Annotated in this window: 14 protein-coding genes, 2 tRNA genes and 3 pseudogenes; 17 read left to right on the forward strand and 2 right to left on the reverse strand. The window is 68.0% G+C overall.

All coding sequences use genetic code 11. From position 1 onward, the window contains the following. Positions 1–256 precede the first annotated feature (256 nt). The 17 genes and pseudogenes from IPG61_18565 (at position 257) to IPG61_18645 (ending at position 17,404) form a co-directional block, all read left to right on the forward strand. On the forward strand, positions 257–1,039 hold the full coding sequence (locus IPG61_18565; protein ID MBK6736034.1) for an enoyl-CoA hydratase/isomerase family protein: 783 nt from the start codon (positions 257–259) through the stop codon (positions 1,037–1,039). Positions 1,040–1,219: 180 nt separating this feature from the next. Further along, positions 1,220–1,450 carry a 4Fe-4S dicluster domain-containing protein gene (locus IPG61_18570; protein MBK6736035.1) on the forward strand — a complete coding sequence of 77 codons (231 nt, stop codon included), beginning with the start codon at positions 1,220–1,222 and terminating at the stop codon, positions 1,448–1,450. A 69-nt stretch (positions 1,451–1,519) separates the two neighbouring features. After that, positions 1,520–2,581, forward strand: coding sequence for a 3-methyl-2-oxobutanoate dehydrogenase subunit VorB (locus IPG61_18575; protein ID MBK6736036.1), 1,062 nt, complete (start codon positions 1,520–1,522; stop codon positions 2,579–2,581). Then, entirely contained in the window at positions 2,581–4,002 is a 1,422-nt protein-coding gene (locus tag IPG61_18580; GenBank protein ID MBK6736037.1) for a 2-oxoacid:acceptor oxidoreductase family protein, read from the forward strand. Before IPG61_18575 ends, IPG61_18580 begins: the two co-directional genes overlap by 1 nt. Positions 4,003–4,021: 19 nt before the next feature. After that, entirely contained in the window at positions 4,022–5,152 is a 1,131-nt protein-coding gene (locus tag IPG61_18585) for an alanine dehydrogenase (GenBank protein MBK6736038.1), read from the forward strand. A gap of 5 nt (positions 5,153–5,157) precedes the next feature. Beyond that, positions 5,158–6,474, forward strand: a complete 1,317-nt coding sequence (locus tag IPG61_18590) for an acetyl-CoA hydrolase/transferase family protein (protein ID MBK6736039.1) — start codon at positions 5,158–5,160, stop codon at positions 6,472–6,474. Positions 6,475–6,638: 164 nt separating this feature from the next. Next, entirely contained in the window at positions 6,639–7,976 is a 1,338-nt protein-coding gene (locus IPG61_18595) for a sigma-54-dependent Fis family transcriptional regulator (protein MBK6736040.1), read from the forward strand. A 134-nt stretch (positions 7,977–8,110) separates the two neighbouring features. Beyond that, positions 8,111–8,195: transfer RNA gene (locus IPG61_18600), tRNA-Leu, on the forward strand. Positions 8,196–8,353: 158 nt separating this feature from the next. Next, positions 8,354–9,697 (forward strand): trigger factor, encoded by a 1,344-nt coding sequence (gene tig / locus IPG61_18605; protein ID MBK6736041.1) that lies wholly within the window; start codon positions 8,354–8,356, stop codon positions 9,695–9,697. A gap of 16 nt (positions 9,698–9,713) precedes the next feature. Then, positions 9,714–10,325 (forward strand): ATP-dependent Clp endopeptidase proteolytic subunit ClpP, encoded by a 612-nt coding sequence (gene clpP, locus IPG61_18610; GenBank protein ID MBK6736042.1) that lies wholly within the window; start codon positions 9,714–9,716, stop codon positions 10,323–10,325. A 38-nt stretch (positions 10,326–10,363) separates the two neighbouring features. Continuing rightward, positions 10,364–11,627, forward strand: a pseudogene (gene clpX, locus IPG61_18615) (ATP-dependent Clp protease ATP-binding subunit ClpX). Between the two features lie 172 nt (positions 11,628–11,799). Further along, a pseudogene (gene lon / locus IPG61_18620) lies at positions 11,800–14,162 on the forward strand (endopeptidase La). Between the two features lie 15 nt (positions 14,163–14,177). Beyond that, positions 14,178–14,768, forward strand: coding sequence for a YihA family ribosome biogenesis GTP-binding protein (locus IPG61_18625; protein ID MBK6736043.1), 591 nt, complete (start codon positions 14,178–14,180; stop codon positions 14,766–14,768). A gap of 100 nt (positions 14,769–14,868) precedes the next feature. Beyond that, positions 14,869–15,297, forward strand: coding sequence for a hypothetical protein (locus IPG61_18630; GenBank protein ID MBK6736044.1), 429 nt, complete (start codon positions 14,869–14,871; stop codon positions 15,295–15,297). Positions 15,298–15,392: 95 nt separating this feature from the next. Further along, positions 15,393–16,687: pseudogene (locus IPG61_18635) on the forward strand (adenylosuccinate synthase). Between the two features lie 71 nt (positions 16,688–16,758). Then, positions 16,759–16,834, forward strand: a tRNA-Lys gene (locus tag IPG61_18640). A 180-nt stretch (positions 16,835–17,014) separates the two neighbouring features. Further along, positions 17,015–17,404, forward strand: coding sequence for a hypothetical protein (locus IPG61_18645; GenBank protein MBK6736045.1), 390 nt, complete (start codon positions 17,015–17,017; stop codon positions 17,402–17,404). Between the two features lie 78 nt (positions 17,405–17,482). On the opposite strand, the gene pepF is transcribed toward IPG61_18645, so the two are convergent. Beyond that, positions 17,483–19,414, reverse strand: a complete 1,932-nt coding sequence (pepF, locus tag IPG61_18650; protein MBK6736046.1) for an oligoendopeptidase F — start codon at positions 19,412–19,414, stop codon at positions 17,483–17,485. 109 nt (positions 19,415–19,523) lie between these two features. Further along, complete coding sequence (locus tag IPG61_18655) at positions 19,524–20,666, reverse strand: hypothetical protein (GenBank protein ID MBK6736047.1); 1,143 nt, start codon at positions 20,664–20,666, stop codon at positions 19,524–19,526. Positions 20,667–21,041 lie beyond the last annotated feature (375 nt).

A 21,041-nucleotide genomic window follows, 5' to 3' on the forward strand; every position in this document is an offset into this window, starting at 1 on the left:
GGCGGTTTTGCGATCGCGTATCCAACGGCCGGAGACGTCGAGGTCCGCCGGGGACCTCGCGGACGCCGGCGAATTTGATATCCCTTGTCATTGCGACAATTACGTGACCATTCCCGATCGCGGTGGGCTGCCGCCACTTCGTTCACCCGGGCTGCCGGTGGACGCAGGCGCCGCCTGCGGCGTATAGTCGGGCCGGCAACCGCACGTGGCTGCCCGCAACCAACCCAGGACTTCCAGACCGGATGGGGCCGATACCATGACCACCGAGAACATCCTTTGCGAGGTGGCTGCCGGCGTGGCCACCGTGACCATCAACCGCCCCGAAAAGCTGAACGCCCTGGACGCCCGGACGATCCGGGAACTGGATGCCTGCTTCGCCGCCCTGGCGACCGACCCCGCCGCGCGCGTCGTGGTCGTGACCGGGGCCGGGCCCAAGGCCTTCGTGGCCGGGGCCGACATCGGCGAGCTGGCCACACTGGCCGCAGCGCCCGGGCAGGCACTGTCGCGGCGGGGCCAGGCCCTGATGGACCGCATCGAGCACCTGGGCAAGCCGGTGATCGCGGCGGTCAACGGCTTTGCCCTGGGCGGCGGCTGCGAACTGGCGCTGGCCTGCAGCTTTCGCTGGGCTGCCGACACCGCGAAGCTGGGCCTGCCCGAGACAGGGCTGGGGTTGATTCCCGGCTATGGCGGCACGCAGCGCCTGCCGAGGCTGGTCGGGCGCGGTCGCGCGCTCGAGATGATTTTGCGGGGCAACATGGTGACGGCCGCGGAGGCCCTGGCGATCGGCCTGGTCGATCGCGTGGTGCCGTCGGCCGAGCTGGCGGAAGCCGTGGCCGCGGTGGCGCGCGAGATCGCAGCCCGTTCCTCGCTCACCTTGCGCTGCGCGCTCGAAGCCGTCGACGGCGGGCTGGCCACCGACCAGGCGGCGGGCCTGCGCCTGGAAGCGGGGTTGTTCGGGATGGTGGCCGCCTCGGACGACGGCCACGAGGGTTGCCGCGCCTTCCTCGAGAAGCGGCCGGCGGTGTTCACCGATCGCTGAGAGGCACGACCGGGGCGCGGTCGCGTGTCTGCACGGCCGCGCGCGTCAATCCGGACCGTAAGGGTCAGGAAACGCGCGCCGCGCGGGGAACAATTCCCTTGGTCGCCCACAGCCCCGCATTATCTTTGCCCGCAACGACCTCGACGCCTCCGCAACCCGCGACGATGAGGTGGCTTTCCCATGAACGAGAACACGGCGCTCGACGTCCCCTTCATGGAGGTCAACGGCGAGCTTTGCAAAGGCTGCCAGTTGTGCCTGGCTGTCTGCCCGAAGAGTGTCATCGCGATCAGCGAGAAGCTCAACAGCGCCAGCTATCACCCCGCTTTCTACACCGGTGCCGACTGCACCGGCTGCGGGCTGTGCTTCTACGCGTGCCCGGAGCCGGGCGCCATCCGCGTGCACAAACCGTAGGATGCTGCGCCGGCGCGCACCGGTGCGCGACGGACGAAGGAACGGACCGCACGCACGAAACGAGGAATCATGGCCAGACAATTCATGAAGGGGAACGACGCCATCGTCGTCGGCGCGCTCGCCGCCGGGTGCCGTGCGTACTACGGCTACCCGATCACCCCCGCCAGCGAAATCGCCCACGCCGCCGCCCTGCACTTCCCCGCGCTCGGCGGCGTCTTCATCCAGGCCGAGAGCGAAGTGGCGGCCATGAACATGGTCTACGGTTCGGCCGGCATGGGCGTGCGCACCATGACCGCTTCGTCGAGCCCCGGCTTCAGCCTGAAGCAGGAAGGCCTCTCATACTGCGCGGGCGCTGAACTGCCCTGCGTCGTGGTCAACATCGTGCGCGGCGGCCCCGGGCTGGGCAACATCGCGCCCGAGCAGGCCGACTACTTCCAGATCACGAAGGGCGGCGGTCACGGCAATTACCGGCTCATCACGCTCGCGCCGAACGGCGCGCAGGAGATGTGCGACCTCACGATGCTCGCCTTCGACCTGGCCGACAAGTACCGCAATCCCGCCTGCATCATGGCCGACGGCATCACTGGCCAGATGATGGAAGTGGTGGAGATCCCGACAGCGAAGGCGGCCCGGTGGGATCATTCGTCGTGGGCCGTGACGGGCACGCCGGACACGGCGGGCAACCTGGTCAGCAGCATCACGCTCGAACCGGAGAAGCTCGAGGAGCACAACCTCAAGCTCGACGCGAAGTACAAGCGCATCGAGGCCGACGAGGTGCTCTTCGAGAAGTACAAGGTCGATGACGCCGACCTGGTCGTCGTCGCCTACGGCGTGGTCAGCCGCATCGTCTACTCGGCGGTGGACCAGGCGCGGGCCGAGGGCCTCAAGGTGGGCCTGCTGCGGCCCATCACGGTGTGGCCGTTCCCGACCCAGGCGATCATCGACCTGTGCGGAACCGCGAAGGCGTTTCTGGCGGTCGAACTTTCGACGGGTCAGATGGTCGAGGATGTCCGGCTGGCCGTCGAGGGCCGCCGGCCGGTGCACTTCTACGGGCGCTGCGGCGGCATGGTGCCCGGCGGCGACGAACTGCTTGCCGAGTTCCGGCGCGTCATGAGTGGAGGAGCCCGCTGATGAAGACCTACGAGAAATCCGCGGGATTCTTCCCGAGCTTCGAGCGCAAGAGCGGCCCGGCCAAGGACGCCACGCACTACTGCCCGGGCTGCGGCCACGGCAACGTGCACAAGATGATCGCCGAGGCCCTCGAGGACATGGGCCTGATCGGGCGGTCGGTGTTCGTGTCGCCGGTCGGTTGCTCGGTGTTCGGCTACTACTACTTCAACTGCGGCAACTTCCAGGCCGCGCACGGTCGTGCGCCCGCCGTTGCCACGGCCGTCAAGCGCACGAATCCCGACTCGATCGTGATCTCGTACCAGGGCGACGGCGACCTGGCGGCGATCGGCACGGCCGAGACGATCCACGCCGCCAACCGCGGCGAGAACATCTGCGTGTTCTTCGTCAACAACGCCATCTACGGCATGACCGGCGGCCAGATGGCCCCGACGACGATGCTGGGCCAGCGCTCGACGACGACGCCGCAGGGGCGCATCGAGACCCTGCACGGCAACCCGATCCGCATGGCCGAGATGCTCGCCACACTCCCCGCGCCGACCTACATCGAGCGCGTGGCGATCGGCGACAGCAAGCACATCATGAAGGCGCGCAAGGCCATCCGGAAGGCACTCAAGATCCAGGCCGAGGGCAAGGGCTACAGCTTCGTCGAGATCGTGTCGGCCTGCCCCACCGGCTGGAAAATGGATCCCGTGCACGCCCGCGACTGGCTGATCGAGGACATGCTCAAGGTGTTCCCGCTCGGCGTCTACAAGGACGAGAGCGAGAGCCGCGACGAGGGCTCGTGGAACCGTCGCTGCGATCCGTACGAGCCGGCTCGCGTGAACGAGTACCTTGACCGCCTGAAGAGCACGCTCGGCGAGTCCGCCCCCGTGGCGCTCGAGCACGACCTGCACTGCAAGTTCGCCGGCTTCGGCGGCCAGGGCATCCTTACGCTCGGCCTGCTGCTGTCGCAGATCGGCATGCGCGCGGGCCAGCACGTGAGCTGGTTCCCGGCCTACGGCCCCGAGATGCGCGGCGGCACCGCCAACTGCTCGGTGAACGTGTGCCGCGGCCGCATCGGCACGCCGCTGGTGGACAAGCCGAACGTGCTGGTGGTCATGAACCAGCCTTCGCTCGACGCCTTTGCCGGCGAAGTGGTTGACGGCGGCACCATCATCGTCGACACGACGATCGTCGAGGGTCGCCCCGACGCGAAGCGCCTGCGGCCGGTGCTGATCCCGGCCACCGGGATCGCCGACGAGGTCGGCACCGCGAAGATCGCCAACGTGGTGGTCCTCGGTGCGCTGGTTGCCGCCACCGGTTGCTTCCCGCGCGAGTTCTGCGAGGACACGCTGCGGGCGGCCATCAAGAAGCGCAGCCTCGTGGACATGAACATCGACGCGTTCGGGCGCGGCTACGAATTCGTGAAGAACGCCCGCTAGCGAAGCCAGGGAGCCAGGCATGATCATCGGGATTCCGCGTTCGCGTGTGGCCGACGAACACCGCGTGGCGCTGCCGCCGCGTGCTGCGGCCGAGTTGACCGCGCGTGGCCACGAAGTGCACGTCGAGGTGCGGGCCGGGCTCGGCGCCGGCTTCACGGACGAGCAGTACGAACAGGCCGGCGCGCGCATTGCGCACAGCGCCGAGGAGATCTGGGGCCGCGCCGACATGGTCGTCAAGGTCGGCAAGCCGCAGCCCGACGAGTACCCCTTTGTGCGTGAAGGCCAGATCCTGGCCTCGGTGATGAACCTGGCCGCGGCCGAGCGCGGACTCATCGACCTGCTGGTCGAACGCCGCTGCCTGGCGCTGGACTTCGTGACGATCCAGGAGGAGAACGGGAACCTGCCGGTGCTGCGGCCGCTGAGCCAGATCGCCGGCCGCATGGTGCCGCAGATCGCGGCCCGCTACCTGCAGACCGATCACGGCGGCCTCGGTATCCTGCTGGGCGGCGCGCCCGCGGTGCCGCCGGCCGAAGTGGTGGTCATCGGTGCGGGTACGGTCGGACGCAATGCCGTGCGCGCGTGCATCGGCGCCGGTGCGCGGGTCACGTTGCTGGACAGCGATTTCGCACGCATCACGGAGCTCGACTGGACGTTCCCCGGCCAGGTCACGACGTTCCTCGCCAGCGAGGCGACGCTGCGCAAGGCGCTGTCGTATGCCGACGTGGTGGTCGGCGCCGTGCTCATCCCGGGCGCCCGGACACCGCACCTGGTCACGCGGGAGATGGTGGGATTGCTGCGCGAGAAGAGCCTGGTGATCGACATCTCGGTCGACCAGGGCGGCTGCTTCGCCACCAGCCGGCCCACCCGCCTGTCCGATCCGACCTACGTGGTGGACGGTGTGACGCACTTCTGCGTGCCGAACCTGCCCAGCCTCGTGGCACGGTCGTCCAGCTACGCGCTGGGCGGCGCCATCCTGCCGTACCTGGCGGCCATCGCGGCCCGTGGCCCGCACGCGGCCCTGGCCGCCGACCCGTCGCTCGCGCGCGGCGTGAACGTCATGGAAGGGCTGGTGACCCAGCCGGGCCTGGCCGCAGCGCACGGCTGCGCGTGGACACCCGTGGCCGACCTCCTGCCGGGGGGCACCTCATGAGCTGGATGGCGCGCTATCGCGAACGCCTGCGCACCCCCGAGGAAGCGGTGGGCGCCATCGCCTCGGGCGAGAAGGTCTACCTCGGCTCGGGCTGCGCGGCGCCCCACGGGCTCATCAGCGCCCTGGCGGCGAGGCACGACGAGCTCCGCGGCGTCGACATCATCCATCACCTGACCATGGGCGAGGCGCCGTACATCGCCCCGGGCATGGAAGAGAGCTTCCGCCTGCGCGACTGCTTCGTGGCGGCGAACACGCGCGAAGCGGTCAACGAAGGGCGTGCCGACTACATCCCCATCCACCTGCACGAGATGCCGCGCCTGTTCCGTCGCGGCGTCATCCCGCTGGATTGGGCGCTGATCCAGGTGAGCCCGCCCGACGAGCACGGCTTCTGCTCCTTCGGCATCGAGGTCGGGGTCACGAAGCCGGCGGCGCTGTGCGCGCGCAACATCGTGGTGGAAGTGAACCGCCGCATGCCCCGCACGCTGGGCGACAGCTTCATCCACGTCTCCAAAATCGAGGCCTTCGTCGAGGTGGAACGCGACCTGGACGAATTCCATCCCGAGCCGCCGACGGAACTCGAGCGCGCCGTCGGTCGGCACGTGGCGGGGCTGATCCAGGATGGTGCCTGCCTGCAGCTGGGCCTCGGCGCGATTCCCAACGCGGTGCTCGAGTTCCTGGGCGACCGCCGCGACCTTGGCGTGCACACCGAGATGATCACCGAGGCGCTGCCCGGCCTGGTGCAGAGCGGCGTCGTGACGGGCGAGCGCAAGACGCTGCACCCGGGCAAGGTCGTCGCCGGTTTCATCATGGGCACGCGGAAGACCTACGATTTCGCGCACGACAATGCGCTGTTCGAGTTCCATCCCACCGACTACGTCAACCACCCGGCCACGATCGCCCGCAATGTGGGCATGACAGCGGTCAACAGCGCCATCGAGGTCGACCTGACCGGCCAGGTCTGTTCCGACTCGATCGGCGAGCGTATCCACAGCGGGTTCGGCGGCCAGGCCGACTTCATGCGTGGTGCGGCCCTGGCCGAGGGCGGCCTGCCGATCATCGCGCTGCCGTCGACGACTTCCGACGGCACGCGGTCGCGCATCGTGCCCTTCCTGGCCCACGGCGCCGGCGTGGTGATCACGCGAGCGGACGTGCATGTCGTCGTCACCGAGTACGGCGCGGCGCCCATGCTCGGACGCAGCCTGCGCGAGCGCGCCGAGGCCCTGATCGGCATCGCGCACCCCGATTTCCGCGAGTCGCTGCTGGCTTCGGCCCGGGAGCGGGGCGTTTTCGGGCGCGTCTGGCCGGGCGGGCTGCCTGCCTGAACCCGGCCTGCGGCCCGCCGCCGTTGACACCGGGCGCATTCATGGACTAGATGTGAGGCAGTGCGCGGCTGTGTCCGACAGCCGCGCCGGTCCGTCCCCCCGGGAGTTCCATGACGCAGAGCGACCCCAGCGCGCCCACGGGAGCCGGTCCGTCTCCCGACGAGATGGCGGGCGCCACCATCCTCATCGTCGACGACGAGCCGGAACTCTGCCGCGCGCTCAGCAAGCTGCTCGGGCGCAACGGCTATGCGGTCGTGACGGCGGGCAACGGCGAGGAAGCGCTGCAGGTCCTGCGGCGGCAGGAGATTCATCTCGTGCTGTCCGACCTGCAGATGCCCCGCATGGGCGGCCTCGACCTGCTCAAGGCGGCGCAGATCATCTCGCCGTCCACCGAGTTCGTCATCATCACCGGGCACGGTTCGATCGAAACGGCTGTCGATGCCATGAAATCCGGCGCTTACGACTTCATCGAGAAGCCCTTCTCGACGTCCACCACGCTGAAGGTGGTGCGCAAGGCGCTCGAGAAGCAGAACCTGCTGATGGAGAACCGGCAGCTGCGGCGCAAGCTGGACGAGATCCAGGGCACTGCGGACATCATCGGTCGCAGCGAACCCATGCGACGGGCCATCGCCACGGCGCAGCAGGCGGCCCCGAGCAGCGCGACGATCCTGATCACCGGGGAGAGCGGCACGGGCAAGGAGGTGTTCGCCTCGGCCATCCACCGCTGGAGCGATCGCGCCCGGCGCAACATGGTCACCGTCAGCTGCGCCGCGCTGCCCGAAACGCTGCTGGAAGCAGAGCTGTTCGGCTACGAGAAGGGCGCCTTCACCGGCGCCGTGGCGCGCCGCAAGGGACGCTTCGAGCTGGCCGACCGCGGCACGCTGTTCCTGGACGAAGTGGGGGAGATGAGCCCCACCACGCAGGTGAAGCTGCTGCGTGTGCTCCAGGAAGGCACGCTGGAGCGGCTCGGCGGCGGCGAGCCGGTGGTGGTCGACGTGAGGATCATCGCCGCCACCAATTCCGACCTGCCCGCCCTCGTGGAGGCCGGGCGCTTCCGTGAGGACCTTTTCTACCGGTTGAACGTGATCAACCTGGAACTGCCGCCCCTGCGGCGGCGCGGCGATGACGTGACGCTGCTCGCGGACTTCTTCCTTGCCCGCTACAACGCCAAGAACAGCAAGCAGCTGTCGGGCTTCACGCCGGCGGCGCTGGAGGTGCTCGGGCGCTACGGCTGGCCCGGCAACGTGCGCGAACTCGAGAACGCCGTCGAGCGGGCGGTCGTGCTCTCACGCCAGTCGCAGGTCGACGTCGACGCCCTGCCGCCCAACGTGGTGGCCGGCCGGGCGCGCCTTGAGCAGGTGGTCATCCCCGTGGGCTGCACGCTGCGCGATGCCGAGATGGAGCTGATCCAGGCCACGCTCGAAAGCACCGGCGGGGACAAGGAAATGGCCGCCAGGATCCTCGGCATTGCGGCCCGCACCATCTACCGGCGGCTCCAGTAGGGGGCGGGGGCTCCCTTGACCCCTTTTGGGGCCGGGGCTATATTCGCGCGGCCCGCGCCGCCGCGGGGCCCGTTCCCCGGAATCGCCTGATGGGTTTGTGAGCACCGGATTGCCGGCGCCCAATCGGTTTCCAAGCGAGAGTGGCGGAACTGGCAGACACGCAGGATTTAGGTTCCTGTGGGGAAACCCGTGGGGGTTCGAGCCCCCCCTCTCGCACCAGGACCCTCCGGGGCGCACCAGGACCCTTCGGGGCGCACCAGGACCCTTCGGGGCGCACCAGGCAGGCCCTCCGGGGCCCGTTTCCCAGCACTGCGCGCCGCGCCCGGGGCCTTCCAGCGCCGGGCCGTTTTCACATTCCACACGCAAGGATCAAGGCCATGTCCGAGAACCAGACCGGCGCCGATCGGCCCATCGTCACGACCGTCGAGTCGCCTGAGCCCTGCCGTCGCGTCATCCGCGCCGAGGTCGCCCGCTCCCTCTACGAGCGCGAATACGCCGACCGGCTCAAGAAGGCCGCCCGGACACACCATCGCCCGGGCTTCCGCAAGGGACACACGCCGAAGGCGGTTCTCGAGCGGGAACTGGGCGAGATGATCCGCGTCGAGGCCGTCGAGGCGCTGGTGCCGAAGGCCTGGATCAATGCCATCCTCGAGCACAAGCTTGCGCCGGTGAACGATCCGGCGCTGGAAAACCTCGAGTTCAAGGAGGAGGGCCCCCTGAAGTTCGACCTCGTGGTCGAGGTGCGGCCCGAGATCAAGCTGAACGACCTGTCCGGGCTGCCCGTGAAGCGGCGGCAGGTGTCGGTGTCCGACGAGGATGTCGAGCGGGTGATCGAGCGGCTGCGCGAGGCGCGGGCCGGCTGGGAGACCGTCGAGCGCGAGGCGCGCAACGGCGACCAGGTCACGCTTGACCTGCTGCCCGGCGATGACGCCGGCAACTTCGACGAGGCCCGCCTGATTGCCGACCAGCGCTTCGTGCTGGGCGCCGAGAACAATCTCCCGGCGTTCAACGAGCGCCTCGACGGCTGTGCCGCCGGCAACGAACGCATCGTCGAGGTTGCCTACCCGGCCGACCATCCGAACCCGCAGCTGCAGGGGCGTTCGGTCAAGTTTCGCTGCCTGATCAAGTCGGTGGCCCAGAAGAAGCTGGCGGAGCTCGACGACGCGTTCGCCGCCAGCTGCGGCCCGGTCCAGGACGTGGCCGGACTGCGCGCGGACATCCGCAAGGACCTGGAGAAGGAGGCGGCCCGCCGCGTCGCCCAGGAGCTGGATGTCCAGCTCCAGGCGGAACTCCTGAAGCGGCACGAGGTTCCCCTGCCGCAGTCCATGGTCGACAAGTACCTCGAGTCGGGGCTGGCCGAGCTGCACCAGCGCAACCTGCGGGTTGGACGCGCCAACACCGAGCAGGAGGACGCGACCTACCGCGAGGAGGGGCGTCCGCACGCCGAACGCGCGCTGCGGGGCATGCTCCTGCTCGAAGCCGTCCGGCGGCAGGAAGAGATCAAGGCGGACAAGGAGGCGGTCGATGAACGGATCGCCGAGATTGCCGCCGAAAACGGTTTCGAGGTTGACCGGTACCGTGAATTCGTCGACAGTGGCGACGAGCGGGAACGGATCGAATACGACCTTCTCGAGCGGCGTACGTACGATTTCCTGCTGTCGCGCGCGGCGGTCCAGGATGTGCCCGCGGACACGGATGTCCTGAGTGAAACGGTCTCCTGATCGAAACGGAGTAGTGATGCTGGTTCCCGTGGTCGTTGATCAAACCAGTCATGGCGAGCGCGCCTATGACATCTATTCGCGGCTCCTCAAGGACCGCATCATTTTCCTCGGCTTTCCGGTCGATGACAACATCGCCAATCTGGTCATCGCCCAGATGCTCTTTCTGCAAGCTGAGGATCCTGAACGGGATATCTATCTTTACATCAACAGTCCCGGCGGCAGCGTGACCGCTGGTCTTGCCATCTACGATACGATGCAATACATTACAAATGATGTGGTTACCATCTGCATGGGGCAGGCGGCCAGCATGGGCGCCGTGCTCCTGGCGGCCGGCAAGGACGGCAAACGGTCGGCGCTGAAGAACTCGCGGGTGATGATCCATCAGCCTCTGGGCGGCAGCCAGGGCCAGGCGAGCATGATCGAGATCTACACCCGGGAGATCCTGAGCATCCGGGACAAGCTCTACGGCATCCTCGCCAAGCATACCGGCCAGTCGCTCGAGAAGATAGCCGCCGACAGTGACCGAGACTTCTTCATGTCCGCCGACGAGGCCTGCGCTTACGGGATCGTCGACAAGGTCATCGAGAGCCGCAGCGAAATCGAGACGGACAAGGCGAAGAAGAAGTAGGGCCGTTCGGGCCCGCGGGACGCGGTCGGGGAGCAGTGATGAAACGTCGGCAGAACGGCAGTCCGCAGATGATAAAGTGCTCATTCTGCGCTCGCGGGCAGGACGAAGTGGCGAAACTCGTCGCTGGGCCGTCGAGTGTCTACATCTGCAGCGAATGCATCAAGCTCTGCAACGACATCCTCGAGGGCGAGATGCTCGACGAGGCGGCCCTGGCGCCGCCGAAGTTCCCGAAGCCCCGCGAGATCCGCGAGTACCTCGACCTGTACGTGATCGGGCAGGACGAGGCGAAGGTCAGCCTGTCGGTGGCCGTCTATAACCACTACAAGCGGATCCACCAGAAGGTCACGGGCGACGGCGTCGAGATCGACAAGAGCAACATCCTGATGCTCGGCAATACCGGCACGGGCAAGACGCTGCTGGCGCAGACGCTGGCGCGCTACCTGAACGTGCCGTTCGCGATCGCCGATGCCACGGCACTGACCGAGGCCGGCTATGTCGGCGAGGATGTGGAGAACATCCTTGTGCGGCTGCTTCCAGGCGGCCGACTACAACATCGCGGCGGCCGAGCAGGGTATCGTCTACGTGGACGAGATCGACAAGATCGGCCGCAAGAGCGGCAACCCCTCGATCACTCGCGATGTTTCGGGCGAAGGCGTGCAGCAGGCGCTGCTCAAGATCCTCGAAGGTACGGTGGCCAACGTGCCGCCGCAGGGTGGGCGCAAGCATCCGCAGCAGAAGTACCTCGAGGTGAACACGCGCAACATCCTGTTCATCTGCGGCGGCGCCTTCCAGGGGCTCGAGAAGATCATCGAGCGCCGGGTCGGTCGCAACACGCTGGGCTTCGCGCGTACCGAGGAATACACGGTGCGCGAGGAGCGCGAGGAGTTCTTCTCGCTGGTCGAGCCGCAGGACCTCATGCAGTACGGACTGATTCCCGAGCTGATCGGCCGCCTGCCGGTGGTGACCAGCCTGAAGGAACTGGACCGCGAAGCGATGATCCGCGTGCTGTCCGAGCCGCGCAACGCGCTGACCAAGCAGTACCGCAAGCTCCTCGAGATGGAGGACGTCGAGCTGGTCTTCGAGCCCGCAGCCCTTGAGGCGATCGCCGACCTGGCGATCAAGCGCAAGACGGGCGCCCGCGGTCTCCGCTCGATCCTCGAACGCATCATGCGCGGCACCATGTACGAGGTGCCGTCGCTGGACGATGTGCGGCAGGTCGTCATCACCCGCGAGTCGGTCGAGAAGCAGACCGAACCGGAAATGGTGCTCGGCGAGCCGCCACTGGACATCAAGGAAGCCTGATCCCGAGCGTGCGTCGGCCCCGCCGGGGTCGCCCGGCCGCGGCCGGAGCGATCCCGGCGCGGTCGTCACCATCGCCGGCAGCCCGCGCACTCCCACCGTGCCAAGGAGCATGATGAGCCCGACTCCGCCCGAACGCGCCGCTGTCCCCGAGGCGCCGGCACTGCCCGCGCGCATGCCGCTGCTGCCCCTGCGCGACGTCGTCGTCTTCCCTTACATGGTCACGCCCCTGCTGGTGGGCCGCGCCGCCTCGGTCGCCGCCGTCGAGGCGGCGATGGAACGCGACAAGCGCCTGTGCGTCGCGGCGCAGCGTGAACCGGACACCGAGGAACCGGCCGGCGACGATCTCTATACCGTCGGTACCGTCATCCGTGTGCTGCAGATCATCCGCACCCCGGACGAGACCCTGAAGATCCTCGTCGAGGGCGCCGCGCGCGTGCGCCTGGACAACGTGACGCAGGCCGACGGCTTCCTGGAGGCGGCGGTCGCCCCGATGAAGGAGGAAGTGGCCGAGGGCCCCGAGATCGAGGCGCTCAGCCGCTCCATCAAGGACCGGTTCAAGGAATACGTGCGCCTGAACAAGCGGCTGCCGGACGAAGTGTGCTGTCGGTCCTGAACCTCGACGAGATCGGGCGCATGGGCGACTCGATCAGCGCCTACATCCTCGGCAAGGTGCCGTTGAAGCAGGAATTGCTCGAGGAGCCGGCGCTGGCCAAGCGGTTGGCGCGCATCAACCAGATCCTGGCCGGTGAACTGGATATCCTTGAGATCGAGCAGCGCATCGACGGCGAGGTCCAGTCCGCCGTGCAGCGCAACCAGCGCGAGTTCTACCTGAACGAGCAGCTGCGCGCCATCCGCAAGGAGCTGGGCTACACATCCGACGAGGACTCCGAGATCGAGGACTACTCCGCGCGCATCGAGGCCAGCGACCTGAGCCCCGAGGCGCTGGAGGTGGCGCGCCGCGAGGTGACGCGCCTCGAGCGGATGTCGGTCATGAGTCCCGAGGCGACCGTGGTGCGCAACTACCTGGACACGCTGCTGGCGCTGCCCTGGAAGAAGAAGTCGCGCGACCGCGTCGATCCCGCGCATGTGCAGGCGCGCCTGGATGCCGACCACTACGGCCTGGAGAAGGTCAAGGAGCGCATCGTCGAGTTCCTGGCTGTCTACAAGCTCACGCGGCGGCCGCAGGGCACCATTCTCTGCCTGGTCGGGCCTCCCGGCGTGGGCAAGACCAGCCTCGGCCGCAGCATCGCCGAGAGCATGGGCAAGAAGTTCGTGCGCATCAGCCTCGGCGGCGTGCGCGACGAGTCGGAAATCCGCGGCCACCGGCGCACCTACATCGGCAGCAAGCCGGGGCGCATCATCGAGTCGCTGCGCAAGGCGGGCACGCGCAACCCGGTGTTCCTGCTCGACGAAATTGACAAAATGGGCGCCGACTTCCGGGGAGACCCGGCGGCCGCCCTGCTCGAGGTGCTGGACCCCGAACAGAATTCGACGTTCAGCGACCACTATCTCGAGGTCGAGTTCGACCTCAGCCAGGTGATGTTCATCACCACAGCCAACAGCCTGCACTCGATCCCGCCGGCGCTCGAGGACCGCATGGAGATCATCCGCCTGCCGGGTTATCTCGAGCACGAGAAGCGGACCATCGCCGAGCGGTTCCTGGCGCCGCGACAGATGAAGCGCAACGGCGTGGGGCGCTGGCCGGGCGGCTTCAAGAACACGGCGTTCCAGGCGATCATCGACGGGTACACGCGCGAGGCAGGGGTGCGCAGCCTTGAACGCGAGATCGCGGGCATCTGCCGCAAGGTGGCGCGGCACCACGCCGAGACCGGCAAGTGGCCGGCTGCGGTGACGGCGGCCAACCTCGAAAAGTACCTGGGCATTCCCAAGTACCGTCGCCGGGTCATGGAGCGGCAGCCGGAGATCGGCGTCGTCGTCGGGCTGGCCTGGACCACGGTCGGCGGCGAGATCCTCGAGGTCGAGGTCAACTCGGTCCCCGGCGCCGGCAAGATCACCATCACGGGCAACCTCAAGGACGTGATGAAGGAGTCGGCGGAGACGGCGCTGAGCTATGCGCGCGGATTGTGCCGCGAGATGTCCGGGGAGTGGTTCAAGAAGAACCAGATCCACCTGCACGTGCCCGAGGGCGCGGTGCCGAAGGACGGTCCCAGCGCGGGCATCGCCATGGCCACGGCCATCGTCTCGCTGCTGCGGGGCGTGCCTGTGCGCGCCGACGTCGCCATGACCGGCGAGGTCACGCTGCGAGGGAAGGTGCTGCCCATCGGCGGCCTGCCCGAAAAGGCCGTGGCGGCGATCCGGGCCGGGTGCCGGCACCTGATCATTCCGAAGGAAAACGAGAAGGACTTCCAGGAACTGGCGCCGGAAATCCGGCGCGACCTGACCGTCCACCTGGTCGAGACCATGGATGAAGTGCTGCCGCTGGCCCTGGTGGACGGCGGCAAGCGCGCGACTTCCGGGCGCAGCGCCCGAGGGCGGACGGGCCGCAAGGGCAAGTCGCCGGCGCGTCCCAACTGAACGGCGGAGGGCCCGGTGCACGTCGAGTTCGTGACCAGCACACCCGACCTGCGCGGCCGCCCGGAAGTGGTGCTGCCGGAGTTCGCCTTCATGGGGCGTTCCAATTGCGGCAAGTCCTCGTTGATCAATCACTTCCTGAATCGGCGCGACCTGGCCCGCACCAGCGGCAAGCCGGGCAAGACCCGGCTGCTCAACTACTTCATCGTGGATGGGCGCTACTACCTGGTCGACCTGCCGGGCTACGGCTTCGCCAAGGTAAGCCGTTCCCAGCGCGAGGTCTGGCGGCGCCTGTTCCAGACCTACCTGGCCGCCGATGACCGGCCCATGGCCGTCTTCCAGCTGCTGGACGTCCGCCATCGCCCGACCGCCGACGACCAGGAGGTCGCCGGCTGGATCCGCGAGGCGGGCCACCCCTGCGCCATTGCCGCCACCAAGATCGACAAGCTGGGGGCCACGAAGCTGGCGGGCCGCTACCGGGAGCTGATCGAGGTCCTGGGATCGGCCCCGGACACGCCGTTCATCCCCACTTCGGCCGAAAAGGGGAAGGGGCGCGACGAAATGCTGGCCTGGGTCGAGGCCCTCCTGGCGGCAAACGTCGAGCCCTGAATTTGACGATGGCATTTCGCGGGCGGTATAATGGGTGCGGCGGGGCGCCGTGCGGCGGCCCGCTTTCCGGGTGGAACCATCATCGCGGATGGTGAGGTGCATGCGACCGAGGACACAGTCCGGAGGACTGGCGGCGACCGCCCTGGCGGTTGTCCTGGTCGCGGCGTGCGCCGGTGGCGCCCGGGCCACCAACCTCGACATGTCGCGCCTGCCCGTGATCACGCCCAACCTGTGCCTCGCCTGCCACACCACCGGGGCCCCGACGGCCGGCAGTGCCGCCCTGAACGTGTTCGGGAGCGACTTTCGGGCCAACGGACGCGTCTGGGATTCGAACCTGGCGATGCTTGATTCCGACGGCGACGGCTGCCTCAACGGCGTCGAGGTCGGCGACAGTGACGGTGACGGGTCTGCGGACGGGAATGTCACCTCACAGGCCGGCAACCCCGGCGTAGCCGACGAGTGCGGCTCCGGTCCCCTGGTCGACGAGCGACTCTGGGGTACCTTGAAGGCGATGTTTGACGGCAATTGACCGATCGGCGATGATGCGGTCAGGTACCGCTCGACATCCGGTGTGATGATCGGGCGTTTTTTTGGGCCCCGGGGGCCCGCAACGGGGAGTCGGCCGTGCGCAATCGCGTGATTATCGGCGGGCAGTGGGGCGACGAGGGCAAGGGCAAGATCGTTGATGCCCTGAGCCGCGACGTCGACTGGGTGCTGCGATACCAGGGCGGCGCCAACGCCGGCCACACCATCCACATCGGCCCGGACAAGCATGTGCTGCACCTGATCCCGTCGGGGATCCTGCATGACGGCGTGCGCTGCCTCCTGGGCGGCGGCATGGTCGTCGATCCCTGGGCCCTTCGCGACGAGATGATCGGGCTGGAGGAGCGCGGGTTCCACATCCGCGACCGGCTCTTCGTCGCGGCCGGCGCGGCGCTGCTCATGCCGTACCACATGCGGATGGACGAGCTTCGCGAGGCCAAGCTGGGGCGCCACGGCATCGGCACCACGGGCCGCGGCATCGGCCCGGCCTATCTCGACAAGGTCCAGCGCACCGGGCTGCGCATGGGTGACCTGCTGCTGCCGGCCGAACGGCTCGAGCGCAAGGTCATCGAGAAGATCCTCTCGGCCAACGAGGTGCTCAGCAACACCTACCAGGCCGAGCCCATGCCGGCGCGGGTCCTGGCCGAGGAGCTGGTGGTCCTGGCCCAGTTGCTGGCGCCGATGATCGTGGACGCCCACCACCTGCTTGCGGGCGTGCGCGCGGGGCGCGAGTCGGCCCTGTTCGAAGGCGCCCAGGGCACCATGCTCGACGTGGACCACGGTACGTTCCCCTACGTGACCAGCAGCAACACGACGGTTGGCGGTGCGCTCACGGGTACAGGCCTGCCGCCGGGGGCGCTGGGGACATCCAGGGCATCTTCAAGGCCTATTGCACGCGGGTGGGCAACGGACCGTTCCCGACCGAGCTTCTTGGCGAGCCCGGCGACCGCCTGCGCGAGGCCGGCGGCGAGTTCGGCGCCACGACCGGGCGTGCCCGGCGTTGCGGCTGGTTCGATGCGGTGGCGGCGCGTTTCTCCGTGGAGATCAACGGCATGAACGGTGTCATCATCACGAAGCTCGACGTCCTGGATACTGCCGAGGTGGTGCCCGTCGCCGTGGCCTACGAACTCGACGGCGCCACGGTCGATCTCTACCCGACGCTGGGTGAAGCCCTGCCGCGCTGCCGGCCCGTGTACCGGGAATTCCCCGGCTGGCGCCAGCCCCTGAACGGATGCCGTTCGATCGGGGAGTTGCCCGAGGCCGCCAGGCGCTACCTCGATTTCCTGCAGCAGGTGCTCGGCGTTCCCATCGTCGGGGTCAGCGTCGGCCGCGACCGCACGCAGATGATCTGGACCCCGGAAGGCGTCTCCGGCTGAGCCCGGGCGCTTCGCGGGGCTGTTTTGACTCCGGGCGGCAGGACTCCCATATTGACCGGCCACCTCAGCGTGGGCCGCTAGCTCATCAGGTAGAGCACCTCCCTTTTAAGGAGGTTGTACCGGGTTCGAGTCCCGGGCGGCCCACCACAATCACGCCGGAACCCGGTTCCGGCGTTTTTTTTGTCATTACATACTTGGGAGAGCATTTATTTCGCTCCCGGGGCTCAAGTTCCGATTGGGACATGCCGATAGCGTGGTATCCGGCGGAATCCGCCCGTGCCGCGACCACGGCCGGCGGCCCCCGCACAGCCCACAGGGACGGCCACCATGAGCCTGCACATCCCGGGCGCACTGCCCACTGCCGCGCCGGCACCCATCCGGCAGGAAGCCCCACACCCGCGACCCGACCTGGAGCCGACGGCGGCCCCGGCGGTGCCGGCGCCCCGTGCACCGGTCGGTGACTCGTCGACCGACCAGTGGCTGCCGCAGGCGGCAGCGCCCGAGTCGCCGACCTATGCGGACCCGACGGCGGTCCAGCCCAACAACCTCGCGGCCTCTCCGATGCTGCCCCAGGGCGCACCGACGGGCGCCGGCCCGGCGGACCTTGCGAAGGTCGCCGCCGAGCGGGTGCGCCAGGACGCCCTGGCGTCGCCGCCCCAGGCGGCGCGGGTCCACGCCAGCCTGGTCCCTGGCACGGTCCTCAACCTCCTGGCGTAGGCCTGCCGTCGTGTGCAGTTGAAAAAGCGCCGGGCCCTTCCGGGCCCGGCGCTGGCATTTCACATCGCGGGATCGCGACTACTTCTTGCCGTACTTCTGCGTCCAGAGACGATCGAACTCGTCCACCGTCCGTTCGAACATGTCCATTGCCGCGACGATCGGCGCCGGGGTCTCGAGGTCGACGCCCGCGTTCCGCAGGATATCGATCGGCGGCGCGCTCGAACCGGCCTTCAGCATGTTGTCGATGTAGCGCTGCGCCGGCTTGTCGCCGCGGGCGCTGATCTCGTCAGCCAGGGCCAGGCCGCTGGTCAGGCCCGTGGCATAGGTGAAGACGTAGAAGTTGTAGTAGAAGTGGGGGATGAACATCCACTCGCACTGGTCGTCCTTGCCCAACTCGTAGTTGGGGCCGTAGTACTCCTTGATCATGTCGCCGTAGGTCGTATTGAGATACTCGGCGGTCAGCGGGTTGCCCTTCTCGGCGTGCTCGTGGAAGCGCAGTTCGAAGTCGGCGAACAGCGTCTGGCGGAAGATCGTCTGCCGGATCGACTCCAGGCGCTGGTTGAGCAGCATCAGCTTGACGTCGACATCGTCTGCTTCGGCCAACAGGTGGTTGGTCAGCAGCGCCTCGTTGCAGGTCGAGGCAACCTCGGCCAGGAACGTGGTGTAGCCGGCGTACACGGGCGGCTGGTGACGGCTCGAGAAGACCGAGTGCAGGGCGTGGCCCATCTCGTGCGCCGTCGTGCTGACGGCGTCCAGCGAGTTGTCGAAGTTGTGCAGCACGTACGGATGGATGTCCTTCGCAAGGACGCCGTTGCTGTAGGCGCCGCTGCGCTTGTCCTCGTTCGGGTAGACGTCGATCCAGCCGTTCTTCGGATCCATGCCCTCGGCCAGCAGGGTGGTGTACTCCTTGCCCAGCGGCTTGAGGCCCTCGACGATGATCTTGCGCGCCTCATCGTAGGTGTACTCGGGCTCGACGCCCTCGATCATCGCATTGTACAGGTTGGGGAAGGTGAGCGGCCCCGGCGTGCCCAGCACCTTGCGGCGCAGGTCCACGTACTTGTGCATGGTGCGCGGCAGGCTCTCGCGGACCGTGGAGATGAGCATGCGGTACGCATTGGGGCTGATGTTGTCGGGTGACAGCGCGGCGTCGAGGCAGGTCTCGTAGTTCCGCGCGTCCTTGGTCATGATGTGCGACTTCACGGCCCCGTCCAGCAGCACGGAGAACGTGTTCTCGTAACCGCGCAGCGTGCCGAAGAAGGCGTCGCGCGCCTGGCCGCGCACCGTCTCGTCCTCGCTCGAGCGCAGGGCCGACCATCCGCTGACCGTCACCGGGATCTTCTCGCCCTTGGCATTGGTGATGTCCGGGAACTTCATGTCGACGCCCAGCAGCGACTCGTGCGCATCGCCCGGCGTGGAGCGCATGTTGCCGGTCAGCGCCATGAGGCGCTCCTCGGGGCTGCTCAACGTGTTGGCCTTCTGCCTCCACAGTTCCTCGAAGTAGTAGTCGTAGACGGCCAGTTCCTTGTCCTCGGCCATGAAGTTGCGGATGACCGCAGGGTCGATCTCGAGCAGTTCCGGCTGCATCCACGACGTGGCCTCGCCGAACGCCGGCATGATCGCTGCGACCCGGCCCTGCATCTGGCGGCTGTGGGCATCGCCCTGGTTCACGTCGTACAGCACCTGGGCGTACACATACAGCTTGTACAGGCGCTTCATCGTCTCGAAGGTGGCGTTCTGGGCGTCGAGCATCGTCGCTGCCGATTCGCCCAACCGGCCCTTGAACGCCTCGAGCTTGGGGATGTCGGCGCCGATGGCGGCCATCTCGGCCTCCCAGGCGGCCTCGTCCGCGAAAATGTGCGCGGCGTTCCACTGCGAGGACTTGGGGATGTCGGCGCGCGGCGCCGAGGGGTCGGGCTTGTACTGGGCCAGGGCCCCGGTGGCGGCCAGGCAGGCGGCCAGGACGAGGACGAGGGCAGCGCCGGCCAACCGGCGGCTTGACGGATGCGACATGGGAAAACCTCCAGGATCGTCAGCGAGGGACCATTGCAGCGCCGCAGGGGCCGGCGGGGTCGGGGAGAAGAACGGCGGGGCGGCAGTGGCCGCCCCGCCGCGGGGAGCCTCAGTTCAGCGGGCGACCGAGGTGGTCGGTCATGCCCAGCGACCCGCCGGACTTGGCGGGGAAGTCAACGGTCGTCGTGGTCACGGTGCAGTCGTCCGTGCCCTGGTCGTGGACGGCATGGAAGATGGTCTCTTCACGGTAACCGACGAACCAGAGGTCGCCGGGGCCCGAACCCCAGATGCCGGTCAGCCGGTCGATGCCATCGTACAGGACAACGCGACGACCGGTCTCGGTGCTGAAGTCGTAGTCCGCGGTCTGGAAAACCAGTTGTCCCTCGTCGGTGACGAGGTACACGTTGTCGGTCGCATCGACCCACAGGTCGTTGATGCCGGCGCCGGGATTGTCCGTGAGTTCGGGATAGAACTTCGACCAGACATTCTTGCCGTCGTCGTCGCGGGTCAGGCGGAACAGCCAGCCCTCGGAAGTGCCGAGGTAGTTGCGGCTCAGGATGGCCGGATCCGAAGTCGTGGCGAGCACCCATTCGTGGGGCACGATCTGCTCGCCGCTGAGCGGGCGCAAAACCCACTCGCCGTTCAGCGCGGCGTCGGTGTTGGTGGCCAGGACCATGCCCCGCGTACCGAGGATGCCCGTGCGCGGACCGACGTAGTTGGGGTCGATGTAGGCGCCGCCCAGGAAGTAGTGGTTGACCGTCACCAGGGAAGCGAGGTCCTCAGCCACGAGGAGCGTGTCCACGGGCACGCCCACTTCGTTCAGCTGGAACATGCTTCCCGCCACGGTGGACCAGGTCGAGCCCGACAGGCGGCAGATGGTGCCGTCCTGACCGACGGCGTGCACGACACCGTTGAGGGCGCCGATGCCGTAGAGGTTCTTGCTGGTCCCGCTGGTCATGCCCGACCAGGTGCCGCCGGTGTTGCGCCAGATGTGGCCCTTGTGCCCGACGGCGTAGAGCGTGCTGCCGCCATCCTCTTTCCAGATGCGCACCACGGGATCGCGGGTACTCATGTCGACGGCGGACCAGGCGGTCCCGTTCCAGTGGAACATCGCGCCCTTGGCGCCGCACTCGTAGACGTTGTTGGCGGCCGTGCCCTGCACATCGAAGAGCCAATCCTGCGCTTCGGGCGTGGGTGCGGGCGTGAACGGCGGATCGGAGGCGTCGTCGGAACAGGCGTTGAGCAGGAACATGGCGGCCAGCAGGCACAAGGCAAGGCGAGCGACCCGGGCCGATGTACGGACCGGACCCCTGGCGCCCGCGAGGGGGGAACCGAAACTGTTCATTCCTTGGTCTTCCTCACGTTCAACTGGTGGGGAGAACGGAACGGCCGGCCGCCGCGTCCCCGGTGCCGTCTCGGCAGTGCCCTTGCGGCGTGGGGATCGCCATGCCCGCCACGTGGCCGTGGCCGTCATGCCAACTGGTGAATATTACGTGTCCGGCCCCGGAAAGTCCACACCCAACCCCTCTTGCGGCCGGACCGGGCTGGACCACGGCCTTGCCGAAAGGCCCTGTCGGGGCAAGATTGGCGGGGTGTCCCGGGTCCAACCGGCCCGGGCCGGCAAGGA

It is taken from the genome of bacterium (genome assembly GCA_016703265.1).
Lineage (GTDB): Bacteria > Krumholzibacteriota > Krumholzibacteriia > LZORAL124-64-63 > LZORAL124-64-63 > CAINDZ01.